The organism is Streptomyces sp. NPDC026538, from assembly GCF_055567535.1.
Map to the genome: position 1 here is coordinate 183337 of NZ_JBVHQG010000009.1, position 17390 is coordinate 200726.

Annotated in this window: 12 protein-coding genes; 4 read left to right on the plus strand and 8 right to left on the minus strand. The window is 69.8% G+C overall.

Annotation, left to right across the window (positions count from 1 at the left end; genetic code table 11):
* The first annotated feature begins 21 nt into the window (after window positions 1-21).
* Window positions 22-1251, plus strand: coding sequence for a cysteine--1-D-myo-inosityl 2-amino-2-deoxy-alpha-D-glucopyranoside ligase (gene mshC, locus ACZ4N4_RS32360; RefSeq protein WP_467595469.1), 1230 nt, complete (start codon window positions 22-24; stop codon window positions 1249-1251).
* Between the two features lie 133 nt (window positions 1252-1384).
* On the opposite strand, the gene ACZ4N4_RS32365 is transcribed toward mshC, so the two are convergent.
* From ACZ4N4_RS32365 to ACZ4N4_RS32390, 6 genes are all read right to left on the minus strand, one after another.
* Window positions 1385-2428: a PAC2 family protein gene (locus ACZ4N4_RS32365; RefSeq protein ID WP_467595472.1), complete on the minus strand. Its 1044-nt coding sequence runs from the start codon at window positions 2426-2428 to the stop codon at window positions 1385-1387.
* A 163-nt stretch (window positions 2429-2591) separates the two neighbouring features.
* Window positions 2592-3263: a FadR/GntR family transcriptional regulator gene (locus tag ACZ4N4_RS32370; protein ID WP_450758776.1), complete on the minus strand. Its 672-nt coding sequence runs from the start codon at window positions 3261-3263 to the stop codon at window positions 2592-2594.
* Between the two features lie 250 nt (window positions 3264-3513).
* Window positions 3514-5130 carry a glycerol-3-phosphate dehydrogenase/oxidase gene (locus ACZ4N4_RS32375; protein ID WP_453575023.1) on the minus strand — a complete coding sequence of 539 codons (1617 nt, stop codon included), beginning with the start codon at window positions 5128-5130 and terminating at the stop codon, window positions 3514-3516.
* A 53-nt stretch (window positions 5131-5183) separates the two neighbouring features.
* Complete coding sequence (gene glpK / locus ACZ4N4_RS32380; protein ID WP_453575025.1) at window positions 5184-6722, minus strand: glycerol kinase GlpK; 1539 nt, start codon at window positions 6720-6722, stop codon at window positions 5184-5186.
* 81 nt (window positions 6723-6803) lie between these two features.
* Window positions 6804-7598, minus strand: a complete 795-nt coding sequence (locus ACZ4N4_RS32385; protein ID WP_351700240.1) for an MIP/aquaporin family protein — start codon at window positions 7596-7598, stop codon at window positions 6804-6806.
* A 377-nt stretch (window positions 7599-7975) separates the two neighbouring features.
* The gene (locus ACZ4N4_RS32390) at window positions 7976-8740 is read right to left on the minus strand and encodes an IclR family transcriptional regulator (protein WP_453575335.1); all 765 of its coding nucleotides are present in this window, start codon (window positions 8738-8740) and stop codon (window positions 7976-7978) included.
* Window positions 8741-9116: 376 nt separating this feature from the next.
* On the opposite strand from ACZ4N4_RS32390, the gene metH reads away from it, so the two are divergent.
* The 3 genes from metH to ACZ4N4_RS32405 all read left to right on the plus strand — a co-directional run bounded on the left by metH (window position 9117) and on the right by ACZ4N4_RS32405 (window position 15522).
* A complete protein-coding gene (metH, locus tag ACZ4N4_RS32395) occupies window positions 9117-12632 on the plus strand; it encodes a methionine synthase (protein ID WP_453575337.1) in 3516 nt (1171 codons plus the stop codon).
* A 160-nt stretch (window positions 12633-12792) separates the two neighbouring features.
* A complete protein-coding gene (locus tag ACZ4N4_RS32400) occupies window positions 12793-13494 on the plus strand; it encodes an HAD family hydrolase (RefSeq protein WP_453575339.1) in 702 nt (233 codons plus the stop codon).
* 423 nt (window positions 13495-13917) lie between these two features.
* The gene (locus ACZ4N4_RS32405) at window positions 13918-15522 is read left to right on the plus strand and encodes an ABC transporter substrate-binding protein (RefSeq protein ID WP_467595480.1); all 1605 of its coding nucleotides are present in this window, start codon (window positions 13918-13920) and stop codon (window positions 15520-15522) included.
* 104 nt (window positions 15523-15626) lie between these two features.
* On the opposite strand, the gene ACZ4N4_RS32410 is transcribed toward ACZ4N4_RS32405, so the two are convergent.
* The gene (locus ACZ4N4_RS32410) at window positions 15627-16298 is read right to left on the minus strand and encodes a response regulator (protein WP_020939010.1); all 672 of its coding nucleotides are present in this window, start codon (window positions 16296-16298) and stop codon (window positions 15627-15629) included.
* 15 nt (window positions 16299-16313) lie between these two features.
* Window positions 16314-17255 (minus strand): RecB family exonuclease, encoded by a 942-nt coding sequence (locus ACZ4N4_RS32415; RefSeq protein ID WP_467595482.1) that lies wholly within the window; start codon window positions 17253-17255, stop codon window positions 16314-16316.
* Window positions 17256-17390 lie beyond the last annotated feature (135 nt).

Consider the following 17390-nt stretch of genomic DNA (forward strand, 5'->3'; position numbering starts at 1 on the left):
GGTCCGGTTACGCTCATGTACATGCATGCCTGGCCCGCTTCCGAGGTCCCCGCCCTGCCTGGTCAGGGCCGCGACCTGAGGATCCACGACACCGCGACCGGCGGTCCGGTCACCCTCGACCCCGGTCCCGTCGCCCGTATCTATGTCTGCGGCATCACCCCGTACGACGCGACCCACATGGGGCACGCGGCGACCTACAACGCGTTCGACCTGGTCCAGCGCGTGTGGCTCGACACCAAGCGGCAGGTGCACTACGTCCAGAACGTGACGGACGTCGACGACCCGCTCCTGGAGCGCGCCGAGCGCGACGGCGTCGACTGGGTCGCCCTCGCCGAGCAGGAGACGACCCTCTTCCGCGAGGACATGACCGCCCTGCGGATGCTGCCCCCGCAGCACTACATAGGCGCGGTCGAGGCGATACCCGGCATCGTGCCGCTGGTCGAGCGCCTGCGCGACCTCGGCGCCGCCTACGAACTCGACGGCGACATCTACTTCTCCGTCGAGTCCGACCCCCACTTCGGCAAGGTCTCGGGCCTCGACGCCGCCGCCATGCGGCTGCTGTCCGCCGAGCGCGGCGGCGACCCCGACCGCCCCGGCAAGAAGAACCCCCTCGACCCGATGCTGTGGATGGCCGCCCGCGAGGGCGAACCCAGCTGGGACGGCGGCTCCCTCGGCCGCGGCCGGCCGGGCTGGCACATCGAGTGCGTGGCCATCGCCCTCGACCACCTCGGCATGACCTTCGACGTCCAGGGCGGCGGCTCCGACCTCGCCTTCCCGCACCACGAGATGGGCGCCTCGCACGCCCAGGTGCTCACCGGCGAGTTTCCGATGGCCAAGGCCTACGTCCACGCCGGCATGGTCGGCCTGGGCGGCGAGAAGATGTCCAAGTCCAAGGGCAACCTGGTCTTCGTCTCCCAGCTGCGCCGCGACGGCGTCGACCCGGCCGCCATCCGCCTCGCCCTGCTCTCCCACCACTACCGCGCCGACTGGGAGTGGACCGACCAGGTCCTGGCGGACGCGGTGACGCGCCTCGACCACTGGCGAGCAGCGGTCTCCCGCCCGGACGGGCCGCCGGCCGATGCCTTGGTGGAGGAGATCCGCGAGGCCCTGAGCAACGACCTGGACGCCCCGGCGGCACTGGCGGCGGTGGACCGCTGGGCCGCACTCCAGCAGACCGAGGGCGGCACGGACACCGGCGCGCCCGGCGTCGTGTCGCGCGCGGTGGACGCCTTGCTGGGCGTAGCCCTCTGAGAAGCGCCAACCCCCGCGCCCTTTCTTTCAGGGGCGCGGGGGACTGCTCTTTCAGAGGCGCGGGGAACGGCAGTTCCAGGGGCGCGGGGAACTGCGCGAGCAACCACAACTCACCCGCAGACGACTCTCTCGATCAGTCCTCGGAGGTGTCCTCGCCGTCCGGGCCGGGGTCCCCGCCGGCGTCCGCGGAGTCGCCGGTGTCCGCGGAATTCCCCGTGTTCCCGGGCGTGTCGGGCTTCGGTGCTCTGGGCGGCCGGGTCTTGCCGCTGGGGTTGTCCCGCAGGTAGGAGACGCTGTCGGTGCCGTCCGCGGTGGCGTGGCCGCCGGGCGGCGGATTCACGTCCCGGCGCCGCAGATAGCGCTCGAACTCACGGGCGATCGCCTCGCCCGACGCCTCCGGCAGCTCGGCGGTGTCCCGGGCCTCCTCCAGCGTCTGCACGTACTCCGCGACCTCGGTGTCCTCGGCGGCCAGCTGGTCCACGCCGACCTGCCAGGCGCGCGCGTCCTCGGGCAGCTCGCCCAGCGGGATCCGCAGGTCGAGCAGGTCCTCCAGGCGGTTCAGCAGCGCCAGGGTGGCCTTCGGGTTGGGCGGCTGGGAGACGTAGTGCGGGACGGCCGCCCAGAGCGAGACCGCCGGGACGCCCGCGTGCGTGCAGGCCTCCTGGAGGACGCCGACGATGCCCGTCGGACCCTCGTACTTGGTCTCCTCCAGGTCCATCCGCTGGGCCAGGTCCGGGTCGGAGGTGACTCCGCTGACCGGCACCGGACGCGTGTGCGGGGTGTCGCCCAGCAGGGCGCCCAGGACGACCACCAGCTCCACGCCCAGCTCGTGGGCGAAGCCGAGCAGCTCGTTGCAGAACGAGCGCCAGCGCATGGACGGCTCGATGCCCCTCACCAGCACCAGATCGCGCGGCTTGTCGCCGCCGACCCGGACCACCGACAGCCGTGTCGTCGGCCATGTGATCTTGCGCACGCCGGCGTCCATCCACACCGTGGGACGGTTGACCTGGAAGTCGTAGTAGTCCTCGGCGTCAAGGGCCGCGAACACCTCGCCCTTCCATTCCCGCTCCAGATGCGCGACCGCGGTGGAGGCGGCGTCGCCGGCATCGTTCCAGCCTTCGAACGCGGCCACCATGACTGGGTCGATCAGCTCGGGAACCCCCTCCAGCTCGATCACCCAGCGCCTCCTTCCGACGTACCCTCGCGTACGCCCCAACCTTACGGCGTCCGGCGGGGGCGCCCGCAGCCCCCTTGCACGGGGGAGTGAACGGATCACTGCCCCGTTCAACCCCCTCGAACACCCCGATTCGGCGAGGAACCGCTCACCGGTGGTAAGCGCTTCACAGGCTGCTGCGCAGCCATTGCTCCACGCTCGCGATGTGCACGGTCGCCCAGGAACGGGCCGCCTCCGCGTCCCGGTCGCGCAGCGCGGCCAGGATCGCCCGGTGCTCGCGCAGGGTCCGGGCGACCGCGTCCTCCTGGGTCAGCCCGCGCCAGATCCGGGCCCGGGTGGTCGGCCCGGACAGCCCGTCAAGGAGCGAGCAGAGCACCGAGTTCCCGGAACTCTGCACGATGCCCCGGTGGAACTCCAGGTCGCAGGCGACCAGTTCCTCCACCGAGGGCGCGGCGCCCAGCGCGTCCAACTGGGCGCCCAGCGCGTCCAGTTGCTGCTCGCTGATCCGGGAGGCGGCCATCGCGGTGGCGGCCGGCTCCAGGATCCGGCGCACCGCGAGGAACTCCAGGACCGTGTCGTCGCGGTGGAAGTCGACGACGAAGCTCATCGCCTCCAGGAGCAGTTGCGGGTCCAGGCTGGTGACGTAGGTGCCGTCGCCCTGCCGTACGTCCAGGATCCGGATCAGCGACAGGGCGCGCACCGCCTCCCGCAACGAGTTGCGGGACAGGCCGAGTTCGGCGGCCAGTTCGCTCTCCTTCGGCAACCGGTCACCGGGGCGCAGCGCACCGGAGACGATCATGTCCTTGATCTTCTCGATCGCCTCATCGGTGACAGCCATACCGGCCTCCTTGTCGCTGAGACATCCGATGTCTCAGCCACATTATGCGACCTGGTCAGGCCGGGGCGGAACGTGGTGCCGCGCACTGACGACGGGCGCGCGAAAGGGGCGGCCCCTAGGGGAGAGGAGCCGCCCCCTCGCCGGCCCGGCCCCGGTACGGTGGGGCCGGGATCCCGGCGGCTGCCGGACCGGTCAGGGGACCCGGCGCACCGTCCGTGTCGCGTCCGCCTCACGGCGGCTCACTTCTGGCTCACTTCTTGTCGAGCAGGTCCTGGACCTTGGCCTTGACGTCGTCCGTGGCCAGGCCGCGGATCGTCAGGGTGGTACGGCGGCGCAGCACGTCGTCCGTGGTCTCGGCCCACTCGTGGTCGCGGGCCCAGACGACCTGGGCCCAGATCTCCGGGGCGTCCGGGTGGACGCGCTCGCCGAGCTGCGGGTGCTCGTTGGCGAGGCGGGCGATGTCGAAGGCCAGCGAACCGTAGTGGGTGGCCAGGTGCTTGGCCGTGTCGGCGGCCATGCGCGGGCCGGGGGCCGGGTTGTCCACCAGCAGCCGGTGGGCGACCGCACGGGGGTTGGCGACACCGGGCAACGGCAGCTTCTTCGGCAACGAGGCGATCGGTTCGAAGTCGTCGCCCAGCGGGTGCCCCGGCAGCGCCTCCAGCTTCTCCATCACGGTGCGGCCGATGTGCCGGAAGGTGGTCCACTTGCCGCCCGCGACGGACAGCATGCCGCCCCTGCCCTCGGTCACCACGGTCTCCCGCTTGGCCTTGGCGGTGTCGCCGGGACCGCCCGGCAGCACCCGCAGGCCCGCGAAGGCGTAGGTGATCAGATCGCGCTGGAGCTGCTGGTCCCGGACGGAGAACGCGGCCTCGTCCAGGATCTGGGCTATGTCCTTCTCGGTGACGGAGACGTCCGCCGGGTCGCCCTCGTACTCCTCGTCGGTGGTGCCGAGCAGCAGCATGTCCTCCCAGGGGAGGGCGAAGGTGATCCGGTACTTGTCGATGGGCGTCGCGAGGGCGGCCTTCCACGGGGCCGTCCGCTTCAGGACCAGGTGCGCGCCCTTCGACAGGCGGATGGACGGGGCCGCGTTCGGGTCCTCCATCCGGCGCAGGTGGTCGACCCAGGGGCCGGTCGCGTTGAGCACCAGACGGGCGTTGACGCCGAACTCCTCGCCGGAGACCGCGTCCTTCAGGTCGGCGCCGGTCACCCGGCCCCTGGTGAAGCGCAGGCCGCTGACCTGGGCGTGGTTGAGGACGACCGCGCCCGCCTCGACGGCCGCGCGGACCGTCATCAGCGCCATGCGCGCGTCGTTCATCTGGTCGTCGCCGTACACGGCCACGGCCTTGAGGTTCTCGGTGCGCAGCTCCGGCACGTCCCGCTGGGCCCGGGCGGGCGACAGCAGGTGGCCGACGCCGTCACCGAACGCGGAGAGCGCGGAGTAGGCGAAGACGCCCGCTCCGAGCTTCGCCGCACCGTGCGGACCGCCCTTGTACACGGGGAGGTAGAACGTGAGCGGGTTCGCCAGGTGGGGAGCCACCTGGCGGGAGACCGCACGGCGTTCGAAGTGGTTCTCCGCCACCAGCTTCACCGCGCCGGTCTGCAGGTAGCGCAGACCGCCGTGGAGGAGCTTGGAGGAGGCGGAGGAGGTGGCACCGGCGAAGTCGCCGGCGTCGACCAGGGCCACCCTGAGGCCGGACTGCGCGGCGTGCCAGGCGGTGGAGATGCCCAGGATGCCGCCGCCGATCACGAGAAGGTCGTACGACGCCTTGGAAAGCTGCTCCCTGGTCTCGGCACGGCTCGGAAGCGAGCCGGAGGCCGGGTGTGTTCCCAGGGCAGGCACGGACTGCAGGGTGGACTGACTGGTCATGTCGGGTTCTTACTCCTCGTCAGAGCTCGATCGTGAGAGCGTGCGCGCTCTCGTCAGCTCTCGTCGTCGATCCAGCCCATGGTCCGGTCGACGGCCTTGAGCCAGTTCTTGTACTCACGGTCGCGGGTCTCCGCGTCCATGCGGGGGGTCCACTCGGCGGCCCGGCGCCAGTTGGCGCGCAGTTCGTCGGTGCTGGACCAGAAGCCGACGGCGAGGCCGGCGGCGTAGGCGGCGCCGAGGCAGGTGGTCTCGGCGACCATCGGGCGCACCACCGGTGCGTCGAGGACGTCGGCGAGCTGCTGCATCAGCAGGTTGTTGGCGGTCATGCCACCGTCGACCTTGAGGGCCACCAGCTCGTCGCCGGAGTCCTTCACCATGGCGTCGGCGATCTCGCGGGTCTGCCAGGCGGTGGCCTCCAGGACGGCGCGGGCCAGGTGCGCCTTGGTGACGTACCGGGTCAGGCCGGCGATCACACCGCGGGCGTCGGAGCGCCAGTGCGGGGCGAACAGACCGGAGAAGGCCGGCACGAAGTAGGCGCCGCCGTTGTCCTCGACCGAGAGCGCGAGCGTCTCGATCTCGGCGGCGGTGGAGATCAGGCCCATCTGGTCGCGCATCCACTGCACCAGCGAGCCGGTGACGGCGATAGAGCCCTCCAGCGCGTACACCGTCGGCTGGTCGCCGATCTTGTAGCCGACCGTGGTCAGCAGGCCCGCGTAGGAGTTGATGATCTTCTCACCGGTGTTCATCACCATGAAGGTGCCGGTGCCGTAGGTGGACTTGGTCTCGCCCTCGGAGAAGCAGGTCTGGCCGAACAGGGCCGCCTGCTGGTCGCCGAGCGCGGAGGCGACCGGGATGCCACCGAGCAGCTCGCCCAGCGGGCCGCCGGTGACCTCGCCGTAGACCTCGGCGGAGGAGCGGATCTCGGGCAGGATCTGCAGCGGCACGCCGATGGACTCGGCGATCTTCTCGTCCCACTGCATGGTGTGCAGGTTCATCAGCAGGGTGCGGGAGGCGTTGGTCACGTCGGTGACGTGCTTGCCGCCGTCGACACCGCCGGTCAGGTTCCAGATGACCCAGGTGTCCATGGTGCCGAAGAGGATGTCGCCCGCCTCGGCGCGCTCCTTGAGGCCGTCGACGTTGTCGAGCAGCCAGCGGGCCTTGGGACCGGCGAAGTAGGAGGCCAGCGGCAGACCGGTCTCGCGGCGGAAGCGGTCCTGGCCGACGTTGCGGCCGAGCTCCCGGCAGAGGGCGTCGGTGCGGGTGTCCTGCCAGACGATGGCGTTGTAGACCGGCTCACCGGTGTTCTTGTCCCACAGCACGGTGGTCTCGCGCTGGTTGGTGATGCCGATGGCCTTGATGTCGTCGCGGGTGATGCCGGCCTTCTGGATGGCCCCGGCGACGACTTCCTGGACGTTGGTCCAGATCTCGTTGGCGTTGTGTTCGACCCAGCCCGGCTTGGGGAAGATCTGCTCGTGCTCCTTCTGGTCGACCGAGACGATACGGCCGTCCTTGTCGAAGACGATGCAGCGGCTGGAGGTCGTGCCCTGGTCGATCGCGGCGATGAACGGGCCTGCGGTGTGGGCGTCGGTCACTGTGTGCTCCTCGAAGATCCGTGGTGTGTGGCGGTGCGTCTGCTGCTTCAGCGGAGTTCAGCCGGTAGCGGAGGTCTGCTTCTAAGCAAAAGCGACGTTGTAGATGCCCGCGGCTATCGCTGCGCCGATCAGCGGACCGACCACCGGGATCCAGGCGTAGCTCCAGTCGGAACCACCCTTGTTGGGCAGCGGGAGCAGCGCGTGCACGATACGCGGACCGAGGTCACGGGCCGGGTTGATGGCGTAGCCCGTCGGGCCGCCGAGCGAGAGACCGATGGAGACGACCACCAGGGCGGTGATCAGGCCGCCCAGCACACCGAGGCCGTTGCCCTTGTCGTTGAGGCCCTGCGTGAGGACCGCCAGGATCAGCACGATGGTGCCGATGATCTCCGTGGCGAGGTTCTGCACCACGTTCCGGATCTCGGGGCCGGTGGAGAAGATGCCGAGGACCGGGCCGGCGCCCTTCTCCTGCGCCTCGACGGCCTTGGCCGTGGTGGCCTGCGCGCCCGGACCGCCGACGATCTCCCGGTCGGTCAGGTGCGCGTGGAACTGGCCGTAGTAGGCGACCCACACCAGGGTCGCGCCGATCAGCGCGCCGAGCAGCTGGCCGGCGAAGTAGACCGGAACGTTGCTCCAGTCGTCGTTCTTGATCGCGAGGGCGACGGTGACGGCCGGGTTGAGATGGGCGCCGGACAGCGGTCCGGAGATGTAGACCGCCGTCATGACGGCGAAGCCCCAACCGAAGGCGATGGCGAGCCAGCCGGCGTTACGGGCCTTGGAGGCCTTGAGCGTGACGGCGGCGCACACACCGCCGCCGAGCAGGATGAGTATGGCGGTACCGATGGTCTCGCCGATGAAGATGTCGGAGCTGGACACCCGCGACTCCTTTGTCCTTCGTCCAGGGAAGCCGAACCCCGAGTCCCGTCGGGGTGTTGGCGCCCTCGTGGGTGAGAGCGAATCCGGCCCTTGGCGTTGTCACACTCTAGCGCGTATTGCCGGTAGGTGTTCGACAATGCCGACCGATGGACGGGAGTCTCGCCCCGGCGTCACGCGTGCGTCAAGAGTTCTGTTATCGAAAGCGCGATCGTTATTGATTGCTGTGGGTTGTCGATCTTTGTCGGGACCGTGGGTCGGATGTGCTGCGGTAGCCCCACTGAACTCCACTTTTGTCCTGTTTTGTCCACATCAGGGTACGGCTGAGGCCGGTCCGCCGACAGGCGGACCGGCCTCAGGTGGTGATCAGTGGGTCGCGGTCAGAACCGTCCCGCGCCCAGGTCCCGCGACACCGCGCGGGCGCAGTCCCGCACCGCGGCGATCAGCTCGGGCTGCAACTCCCCGTCCTTGCACAGCCGCTCCACCGCGCCCGTGATGCCCACCGCGCCGACCGGCATGCGCCGCCGGTTGTGGATCGGCGCCGCTATCGACGCCACGCCCTCCCAGGTCTCCTCCACGTCCGCCGCGTACCCCCGCGCGCGGGTGAGGTCGAGGACGTGTTCGAAAGCGTCCAGGTCGCTGGTCGTACGGTCCGTGAAGGGCTTGCGGTCGGCCTCCAGGGCCTCGCTGTGCGCCACCGGGTCGTAGGCGGACAGCACCTTGCCGAGCGCCGTGGAGTGCAGCGGCTGCATCGCCCCGATCTCCAGCACCTGCCGGCTGTCGTCGGGCCGGAACACGTGGTGCACGATCAGCACGCCCTGTTGGTGGAGAACGCCCAGGTAGACGCTCTCCCCGCTGGACCGGGCCAGGTCGTCCGTCCACACCAGCGCCCGGGCCCGCAGCTCGTGCACGTCCAGATAGGTGGTGCCGAGCCGCAGCAGCTCGGCGCCCAGCTGGTAGCGCCCCGAGGCCTCGTCCTGCTCGACGAACCCCTCCTGCTGGAGGGTGCGCAGTATGCCGTGCGCGGTGCCCTTGGCCAGACCCAGTGACGAGGCGATGTCGGACAGACCGAGCCGTCGCTCGCCGCCCGCGAGCAGCCGCAGCATCGCGGCCGCCCGTTCGAGCGACTGGATGTTCCGTGCCATCGCAGTCCTGCCTCCGTCCCCTACGACCCTCGCCGTAAGACTGCCGTAACCATCGTTCGGCAATGCCGAACACTACCGGTCCGTGTCGACTCTCCGCTAACGGTTGGTCGACACCCGTTACGCCAGGCGTGGTCCGCGCTCACCGCACGTGTGCTCCCCGTGGCTCACCTCACGTGCGGAGGCCCGTGCCCGGCGCGGATGCCGTGGTGGGCGACATACTCGCCCATCCGCCGCCTCACCAGCCCCTCACTCGTCCGCCACATGGACGCCCTGCACATCCAAGCCCACACCCGGTTACGCTGGCGCAGTGCGTCCATGCCGGGCCCGGCCCGGCGGACCGCATAGCCGACAGCCGTCGCATCCAAGGGAGCCCTTCATGGCCTCGTCGCCACCGTCCCCTTCCGCCGACAGCCGGACCCGCGTGTCCGCGCTCCGAGAGGCGCTCGCCACCCGTGTGGTGGTCGCCGACGGAGCCATGGGCACCATGCTCCAGGCCCAGGACCCCACCCTGGACGACTTCCAGCAGCTCGAGGGCTGCAACGAGATCCTGAACCTGACCCGCCCCGACATCGTCCGCTCGGTCCACGAGGCGTATTTCGACGCGGGCGTGGACTGCGTCGAGACCAACACCTTCGGCGCCAACTACGCGGCGATGGCCGAGTACGACATCCCCGAGCGCGTCTACGAGCTGTCCGAGGCGGGCGCCCGCATCGCCCGGGAGACCGCCGACGGCTATCTCGCCCGTGACGGCCGCCAGCGCTGGGTGCTCGGCTCCATCGGCCCCGGCACCAAGCTGCCCACCCTCGGTCACATCGGGTACACCACGATCCGCGACGCCTTCCAGCAGAACGCCGAGGGCCTGATCGCGGGCGGCGCCGACGCGCTGATCGTGGAGACCACCCAGGACCTGCTGCAGACCAAGGCGGCCGTCATCGGCGCCCACCGCGCGCGCGAGATCGCCGGCCTGGACGTCCCGATCATCGTCTCCGTCACCGTCGAGACCACCGGCACCATGCTGCTGGGCTCCGAGATCGGCGCCGCGCTCACCGCGCTGGAGCCGCTCGGCATCGACATGATCGGCATGAACTGCGCCACCGGCCCCGCCGAGATGAGCGAGCACCTGCGCTACCTCTCCCGGCACTCCCGCATCGCGCTGTCGTGCATGCCCAACGCCGGCCTGCCCGTCCTCGGCAAGGACGGCGCCAGCTACCCGCTCACCCCCTCCGAGCTGGCCGACGCCCACGAGACCTTCGTACGGGACTACGGCCTCTCGCTCATCGGCGGCTGCTGCGGCACCACCCCCGAGCACCTGCGCCAGGTCGTCGAGCGGGTCCGGGGCGTCACCCCGCCCGAGCGCAGCCCGCGCCCCGAGCCCGGCGCCGCGTCCCTCTACCAGACCGTCCCGTTCCGCCAGGACACCTCGTACCTGGCCATCGGCGAGCGCACCAACGCCAACGGTTCCAAGAAGTTCCGCGAGGCCATGCTGGACGCCCGCTGGGACGACTGTGTGGAGATGGCCCGCGAGCAGATCCGCGAGGGCGCCCACATGCTCGACCTCTGCGTGGACTACGTCGGCCGGGACGGCGTCGCCGACATGCGGGAGCTGGCCGGCCGCTTCGCCACCGCCTCCACCCTGCCGATCGTCCTGGACTCCACCGAGGTCCCCGTCATCCAGGCCGGCCTGGAGAAGCTCGGCGGCCGCGCCGTCATCAACTCCGTCAACTACGAGGACGGCGACGGCCCGGAGTCCCGCTTCGCCAAGGTCACCGCGCTGGCGCGCGAGCACGGTGCCGCGCTGATCGCGCTGACCATCGACGAGGAGGGCCAGGCCCGCACCCCGGAGAAGAAGGTCGAGATCGCCGAACGGCTGATCGAGGACCTGACCGGGAACTGGGGCATCCACGAGTCGGACATCCTCATCGACACCCTGACCTTCACCATCTGCACCGGCCAGGAGGAGTCCCGGGGCGACGGCATCGCCACCATCGAGGCGATCCGCGAACTCAAGCGCCGCCACCCGGACGTCCAGACCACCCTGGGGCTCTCCAACATCTCCTTCGGCCTCAACCCGGCCGCCCGCATCCTGCTGAACTCCGTCTTCCTCGACGAGTGCGTCAAGGCGGGCCTCGACTCGGCGATCGTGCACGCGAGCAAGATCCTGCCGATCGCCCGGTTCTCCGAGGAGGAGGTGCAGACGGCCCTCGACCTCGTCCACGACCGCCGCACCGAGGGCTACGACCCGCTCCAGAAGCTGATGGCCCTGTTCGAGGGCGCCACCGCCAAGTCCCTCAAGGCCGGCAAGGCCGAGGAACTGGCCGCCCTCCCGCTGGAGGAGCGGCTCAAGCGCCGCATCATCGACGGCGAGAAGAACGGTCTGGAGGCCGACCTGGACGCGGCCCTCCAGGACCGCCCCGCCCTCGACATCGTCAACGAGACCCTGCTGGACGGCATGAAGGTCGTCGGCGAGCTGTTCGGCTCCGGCCAGATGCAGTTGCCGTTCGTCCTCCAGTCCGCCGAGGTCATGAAGTCCGCGGTCGCCCACCTCGAACCGCACATGGAGAAGTCGGACGCCGAGGGCAAGGGCACCATCGTGCTCGCCACCGTGCGCGGCGACGTCCACGACATCGGCAAGAACCTCGTCGACATCATCCTGTCCAACAACGGCTACAACGTCGTCAACCTCGGCATCAAGCAGCCCGTCTCCGCGATCCTGGAGGCCGCCGACGAGCACCGGGCGGACGTCATCGGCATGTCCGGCCTGCTGGTCAAGTCCACGGTGATCATGAAGGAGAACCTGGAGGAGCTCAACCAGCGCGGCCTGGCGGCCAGTTACCCGGTGATCCTGGGCGGCGCCGCCCTCACCCGCTCCTACGTCGAGCAGGACCTGCACGAGATCTACGAGGGCGAGGTCCGCTACGCCCGCGACGCATTCGAGGGCCTGCGCCTGATGGACGCGCTCATCGGCGTCAAGCGCGGAGTGCCCGGCGCCAGCCTGCCGGAGCTGAAGCAGCGCCGGGTGCGGCCGACCGCCACCGCCGAGGTCGAGGAGCGGCCCGAGGAGGGCCATGTCCGCTCCGACGTCGCCGTCGACAACCCGGTGCCCACCCCGCCGTTCTGGGACACCCGCGTCATCAAGGGCATCCAGCTCAAGGAGTACGCGAGCTGGCTCGACGAGGGCGCCCTCTTCAAGGGGCAGTGGGGCCTCAAGCAGGCCCGCACCGGCGAGGGGCCGTCGTACGAGGAACTCGTCGAGACCGACGGCCGCCCCCGGCTGCGCGGCCTGCTGGACCAGCTCCAGACCGAGAACCTGCTGGAAGCGGCCGTGGTCTACGGCTACTTCCCGTGCGTCTCCAAGGACGACGACCTGATCATCCTGGACGAAAGCGGCAACGAGCGCACCCGGTTCACCTTCCCCCGCCAGCGCCGCGGCCGCCGGCTGTGCCTCGCCGACTTCTTCCGCCCGGAGGAGTCGGGGGAGACGGACGTGGTCGGCCTCCAGGTCGTCACCGTCGGCTCCCGCATCGGTGAGCGGACCGCCAGGCTCTTCGAGGCCAACTCCTACCGCGACTACCTCGAACTGCACGGCCTGTCCGTCCAGTTGGCCGAGGCGCTCGCCGAGTACTGGCACGCGCGCGTCCGTGCGGAGCTGGGCTTCGCCGGCGAGGACCCGAGCGCCGTCGAGGACATGTTCGCCCTGAAGTACCGGGGCGCGCGGTTCTCCCTCGGCTACGGCGCCTGCCCCAACCTGGAGGACCGCGCCAAGATCGCCGACCTGCTGCAGCCCGAGCGGATCGGCGTGCAGCTGTCCGAGGAGTTCCAGCTGCACCCCGAGCAGTCCACCGACGCCATCGTGATCCACCACCCGGAGGCGAAGTACTTCAACGCACGCTGAGTCCGTGGGCGCGCGGCACTGAGCCGTACGTGTGCGGTGCGGCGCCGAGACGCGTGCCACAGAGCACTCTGATCGGATAAGTCGTACACTGGTCGGTCCACAGCAGGCCGGTTCCCCGCATGGGAACCGGCCTGGTCGTCCCTCAAGGAGGTGCGCCCGGATGACCAGTACGGTCCCCGCGCTCGGAACCCGTACGGCGGAAGGCTCGGCGCTTCAGGCGGTGCTCCTGGACATGGACGGCACCCTGGTGGACACCGAGGGCTTCTGGTGGGACGTCGAGGTCGAGGTCTTCGCCCGCCTCGGCCACGCCCTCGACGAGTCCTGGCGCCATGTGGTGGTCGGCGGCCCCATGACCCGCAGCGCCGGGTTCCTCATCGAGGCCACCGGCGCGGCCATCACGCTCGCCGAACTCAGCGTGCTCCTCAACGACGGCTTCGAACAGCGCATCGGCACCGCCCTGCCGCTGATGCCGGGCGCCAAGCGGCTGCTCGCCGAACTCCACGAACAGCAGATCCCCACCGCCCTGGTCTCCGCCTCGCACCGCCGCATCATCGACCGCGTCCTGACCTCACTGGGCCCCCACCACTTCACCCTCTCCGTCGCCGGCGACGAGGTCTCCCGCACCAAGCCCTATCCGGACCCGTATCTGCTCGCCGCCGCGGGACTCGGCGCGGATCCGGCCAGGTGCGCGGTGGTCGAGGACACCGCGACGGGTGTCGCCGCCGCCGAGGCGGCCGGCTGCCAGGTGGTCGCCGTACCGTCCGTCGCGCCCATCGCCCCGGCCGAGCGGCGCACCGTGGTCAGCTCCCTGGAAGAGGTCGACCTGACCTTTCTGCGCGGGTTGATGACAGAAATGCGCTAGCCGTTCACCCAGCGTGCAAAGGGCATTGGGTGAAATCCCGGCGGAGCTCATTCAACGGAATTCGCAAGTGTTCAACCGGCTGAATTCCGTTGCCGCTCCCGGTCATTGTGCGTGTGACGTTCCCCACGCGCACGGGGGTCGACAACGTTGCCCGGGTGTGCCGCTTCCCCCCTGATCGGGGGGAATTCAGGCGCCCTTGTGTCCCGATTGGGGAGAGGCTGCACTAATCCTGCCGCCGTCGGGCTTTCGGTCTGTCCGCAGCCGGTTCCGCTGCGTGATGGGACCTCAACTCAGGGCCCTGTGAGCCCTCCTGCGGGTGCGGACTAATCTCATCGCGAGAACATCGCCGCTACCCCCGTGATCCGCTTCGACACCCCTGCATGCCGGATACACGGACTCGAACAGCTCTGGAGAACTTCGAGCATGAACCGCAAGACTTTGGTGCTGCCGGCCGTCATCGGTCTGCTCACTCCGGTTCTCGCCGCGTGCGGTGGATCCGACAGTGGGAGCAACAGTGACGGCGCGATCGTCGTCGGCACCACCGACCGGTTCACCGCCACGAAGGACGCCCCGGCGCCGATCGACCCCGCCTACTCCTATGACGTCGGCGGCTGGAACATCCTGCGCCAGACGGTGCAGACCCTGATGTCCCAGCCCAAGGGCGACGGCCAGCCGGTTCCCGACGCCGCCGAGAGCTGCTCCTTCACCGACAGTGGCAGCGAGCGCTACGCCTGCAAGCTGCGCGAGGGCCTGAAGTTCTCCGACGGCAACGCCGTCACCGCCGCGGACGTCAAGTGGTCCATGGAGCGCGCCCTGCGCATCAAGTCCAGCACCGGTGTCTTCGCCCTGCTCTCGAACATCGACACCATCGAGACCCAGGGCGACCGAGAGGTCATCTTCCACCTCAAGTCGGCCGACGCCACCTTCCCGTACAAGCTGTCCACCCCGGTCGCCGGCATCCTGAACCCGAAGGACTACGCGAAGGACAAGCTCCGCGACGGCTTCGACGTCGACGGCTCCGGCCCGTACACCTTCAAGGCCGACGTCCAGAACAACGAGATCGTCTCCGCCACCTTCACCAAGAACCCGAACTACAAGGGCAGCGTGACGGTGAACAACGAGCAGGTCGTCATACGCTCGTTCAAGGACGCCGACGCCATGGGCGAGGCGATCGACAAGGGCGACATCGACGTGATGACCCGCACCATGTCGCCGTCCCAGATCGACAAGCTCGACGCCGGCGACGACTCCAACGTCGACCTCGTCGAGATGTCCGGCCTGGAGATCCGCTACCTCGGCTTCGACACCGACGCGCCCACGGTCAAGAGCAAGGCCGTCCGCCAGGCGATGGCCCAGATCATCGACCGCGCCGCACTCGTCGCCAAGGTGTACGGCTCCCAGGCCGAGCCGCTGTACTCGCTGGTCCCGGCCTCCGTGACCGGCCACTCCAACTCGTTCTTCAACAAGTACGGCGACCCCAACGTCTCCAAGGCCAAGAACCTGCTGGCCGCCGCGAACATCACCACGCCGGTGAAGCTGACGCTGCACTACACGACCGACCACTACGGCTCCGCCACCAAGGAGGAGTTCGAGGTCCTGCAGAAGCAGCTCAACAACAGTGGCCTGTTCGACGTCGACATCAAGGGCACCCCCTGGTCGACGTACCAGACCGCCGAGCGCAAGCAGGCGTACGACGTCTACGGCATGGGCTGGTTCCCCGACTTCCCGGACGCCGACAACTTCCTGGCGCCGTTCCTCGACAAGGACAACTTCCTTGCCTCGCCGTACACCAACAACAAGATCATCAACACGCTGATCCCCGACTCCCGCCTCGAGGCCGACCGGGCCAGCGCCTCCAGCAGCCTCACCGAGATCCAGGACATCGTCGCCGACGAGGTCCCGGTGCTGCCGCTGTGGCAGGGCAAGCAGTACGTCGCCGCCCGCGACGACATCACGGGCGTCGCCTACGCCCTCAACTCCTCCTCCAGCCTGCAGCTGTGGGAGCTCGGCCGCGGCTCCAGCAGCTGACGACCGGTCACACGCCGTTCATACGACGGGAAGGGCGCCCCACTCCATCGAGTGGGGCGCCCTTCCCGTCGTAGCGCGTCCTGCCGGGCTTCGCGTGGCGCGTCCTACTGGGCGCCCGGACGCACCAGGCCGCTCTCGTACGCGTACACCGCCGCCTGCACCCGGTCCCGCAGCCCCAGCTTGGTCAGCACATGCCCCACATGCGTCTTCACGGTGGTCTCGCTGACGAACAGGTCGGCGGCGATCTCCGCGTTCGACAGTCCCCGCGCGACCAGCTTCAGCACCTCCACCTCACGGTCCGTGAGGGTGTGCAGGGTGTCCGGCACCGGCTCCTCACCGGACGGCAGATGCGTGGCGTACTTGTCCAGCAGCCGGCGCGTGATGCTCGGCGCCAGCATCGCCTCGCCACCCGCCACCACCCGGATCGCCTGCACCAGCTCATTGGCCGGCGCGTCCTTCAGCAGGAAGCCGCTGGCTCCCGCACGCAGCGCCTCCACCACGTACTCGTCCAGATCGAACGTGGTCAGCACCAGCACCTTCGCCGGGCCGTCCCGGCCGGGCCCGGTGATCTGCCGGGTCGCCTCCACGCCGTCCATCCGCGGCATCCGGATGTCCATCAGCACCACATCCGGCTGGAGGGCGCGCACCTGGTCGAGAGCCTGCAGGCCGTCTCCGGCCTCGCCCACGACCGCGATGTCCTGCTCGGCCTCCAGGATCATCCGGAACCCGGTTCGCAGCAGCGGCTGGTCGTCGACCAGTAGGACGCGGATGGCCACAGTGAGTCTCCTTAGCTAGTCCGCGCCCATTCTGCCCTGCGGGGCGTCCCCGGACTCGGCCGACCTCACCGGCAGCGGGTACGGCGGGGGAGTACCGCCGAACTCCGGGCAGTGCGCCTGATGGTCGCACCAGCCGCACAGCTTCGTCGGACGCGGCCGCCAGTCCCCGGACTCCGTCGCCTGCCGGATCGCCTCCCACAGTGCGAGCAGCTTGCGCTCCACCCGCTCCAGATCGGCGAGCACCGGGTCGTACGTCAGCACGTCCCCGCTGCCGAGATAGACCAGCTGCAGCCGCCGGGGCACCACGTTCTTCAGCCGCCACACCACCAGGGCGTAGAACTTCATCTGGAACAGCGCGCCCTCGGCGTACTCGGGTCTCGGCGCCTTGCCGGTCTTGTAGTCGACGATCCGCACCTCGCCCGTCGGCGCCACATCGACCCGGTCGATGATCCCGCGCAGCCGCAGGCCGGACTCCAGCTCGGTCTCGACGAACAGCTCCCGCTCCACCGGCTCCAGCCGCGCCGGATCCTCCAGCGTGAACCAGCGCTCGACGAGCTGCTCCGCCTCGCCCAGCCAGCGGGCCAGCCGCTCGCCCTCGGGATCGTCCGCGAACAGCTCACCGACCTCCGGCCTGCTCTCCCGCAGCCGGTCCCACTGCCCCGGAACCAGCGACCTGGCCCGCGGCGCCGTCCGCTCCGCGGCGGGCGCGTCGAAGAGCCGCTCCAGCACCGCGTGCACCAGCGTCCCCCGGGTCGCCGCCTCGCTCGGCTTCTCCGGCAGCCGGTCGATCACCCGGAACCGGTACAGCAACGGACACTGCATGAAGTCACTGGCCCGCGACGGCGACAGCGACGCCGGCGGACCGGCCGGCGCCGCCCGCACCGCCGTGACCGGTTCTTCCCCCTGCGTGACGGCCGCGCCCTGAGCCCGCGAAGCGTCCTCCATGCTGCTCTCCATGACCACAGACCATACGGCCCGCCACTGACAGTCACCCAACCCGCGCGACGCCCCGGCCAACACAAGGGGTGCCGGGGCGAAACGCGTCACGACGGCCGCATACCATCGACCGGAGACGACGTTTCTAACGAGGGG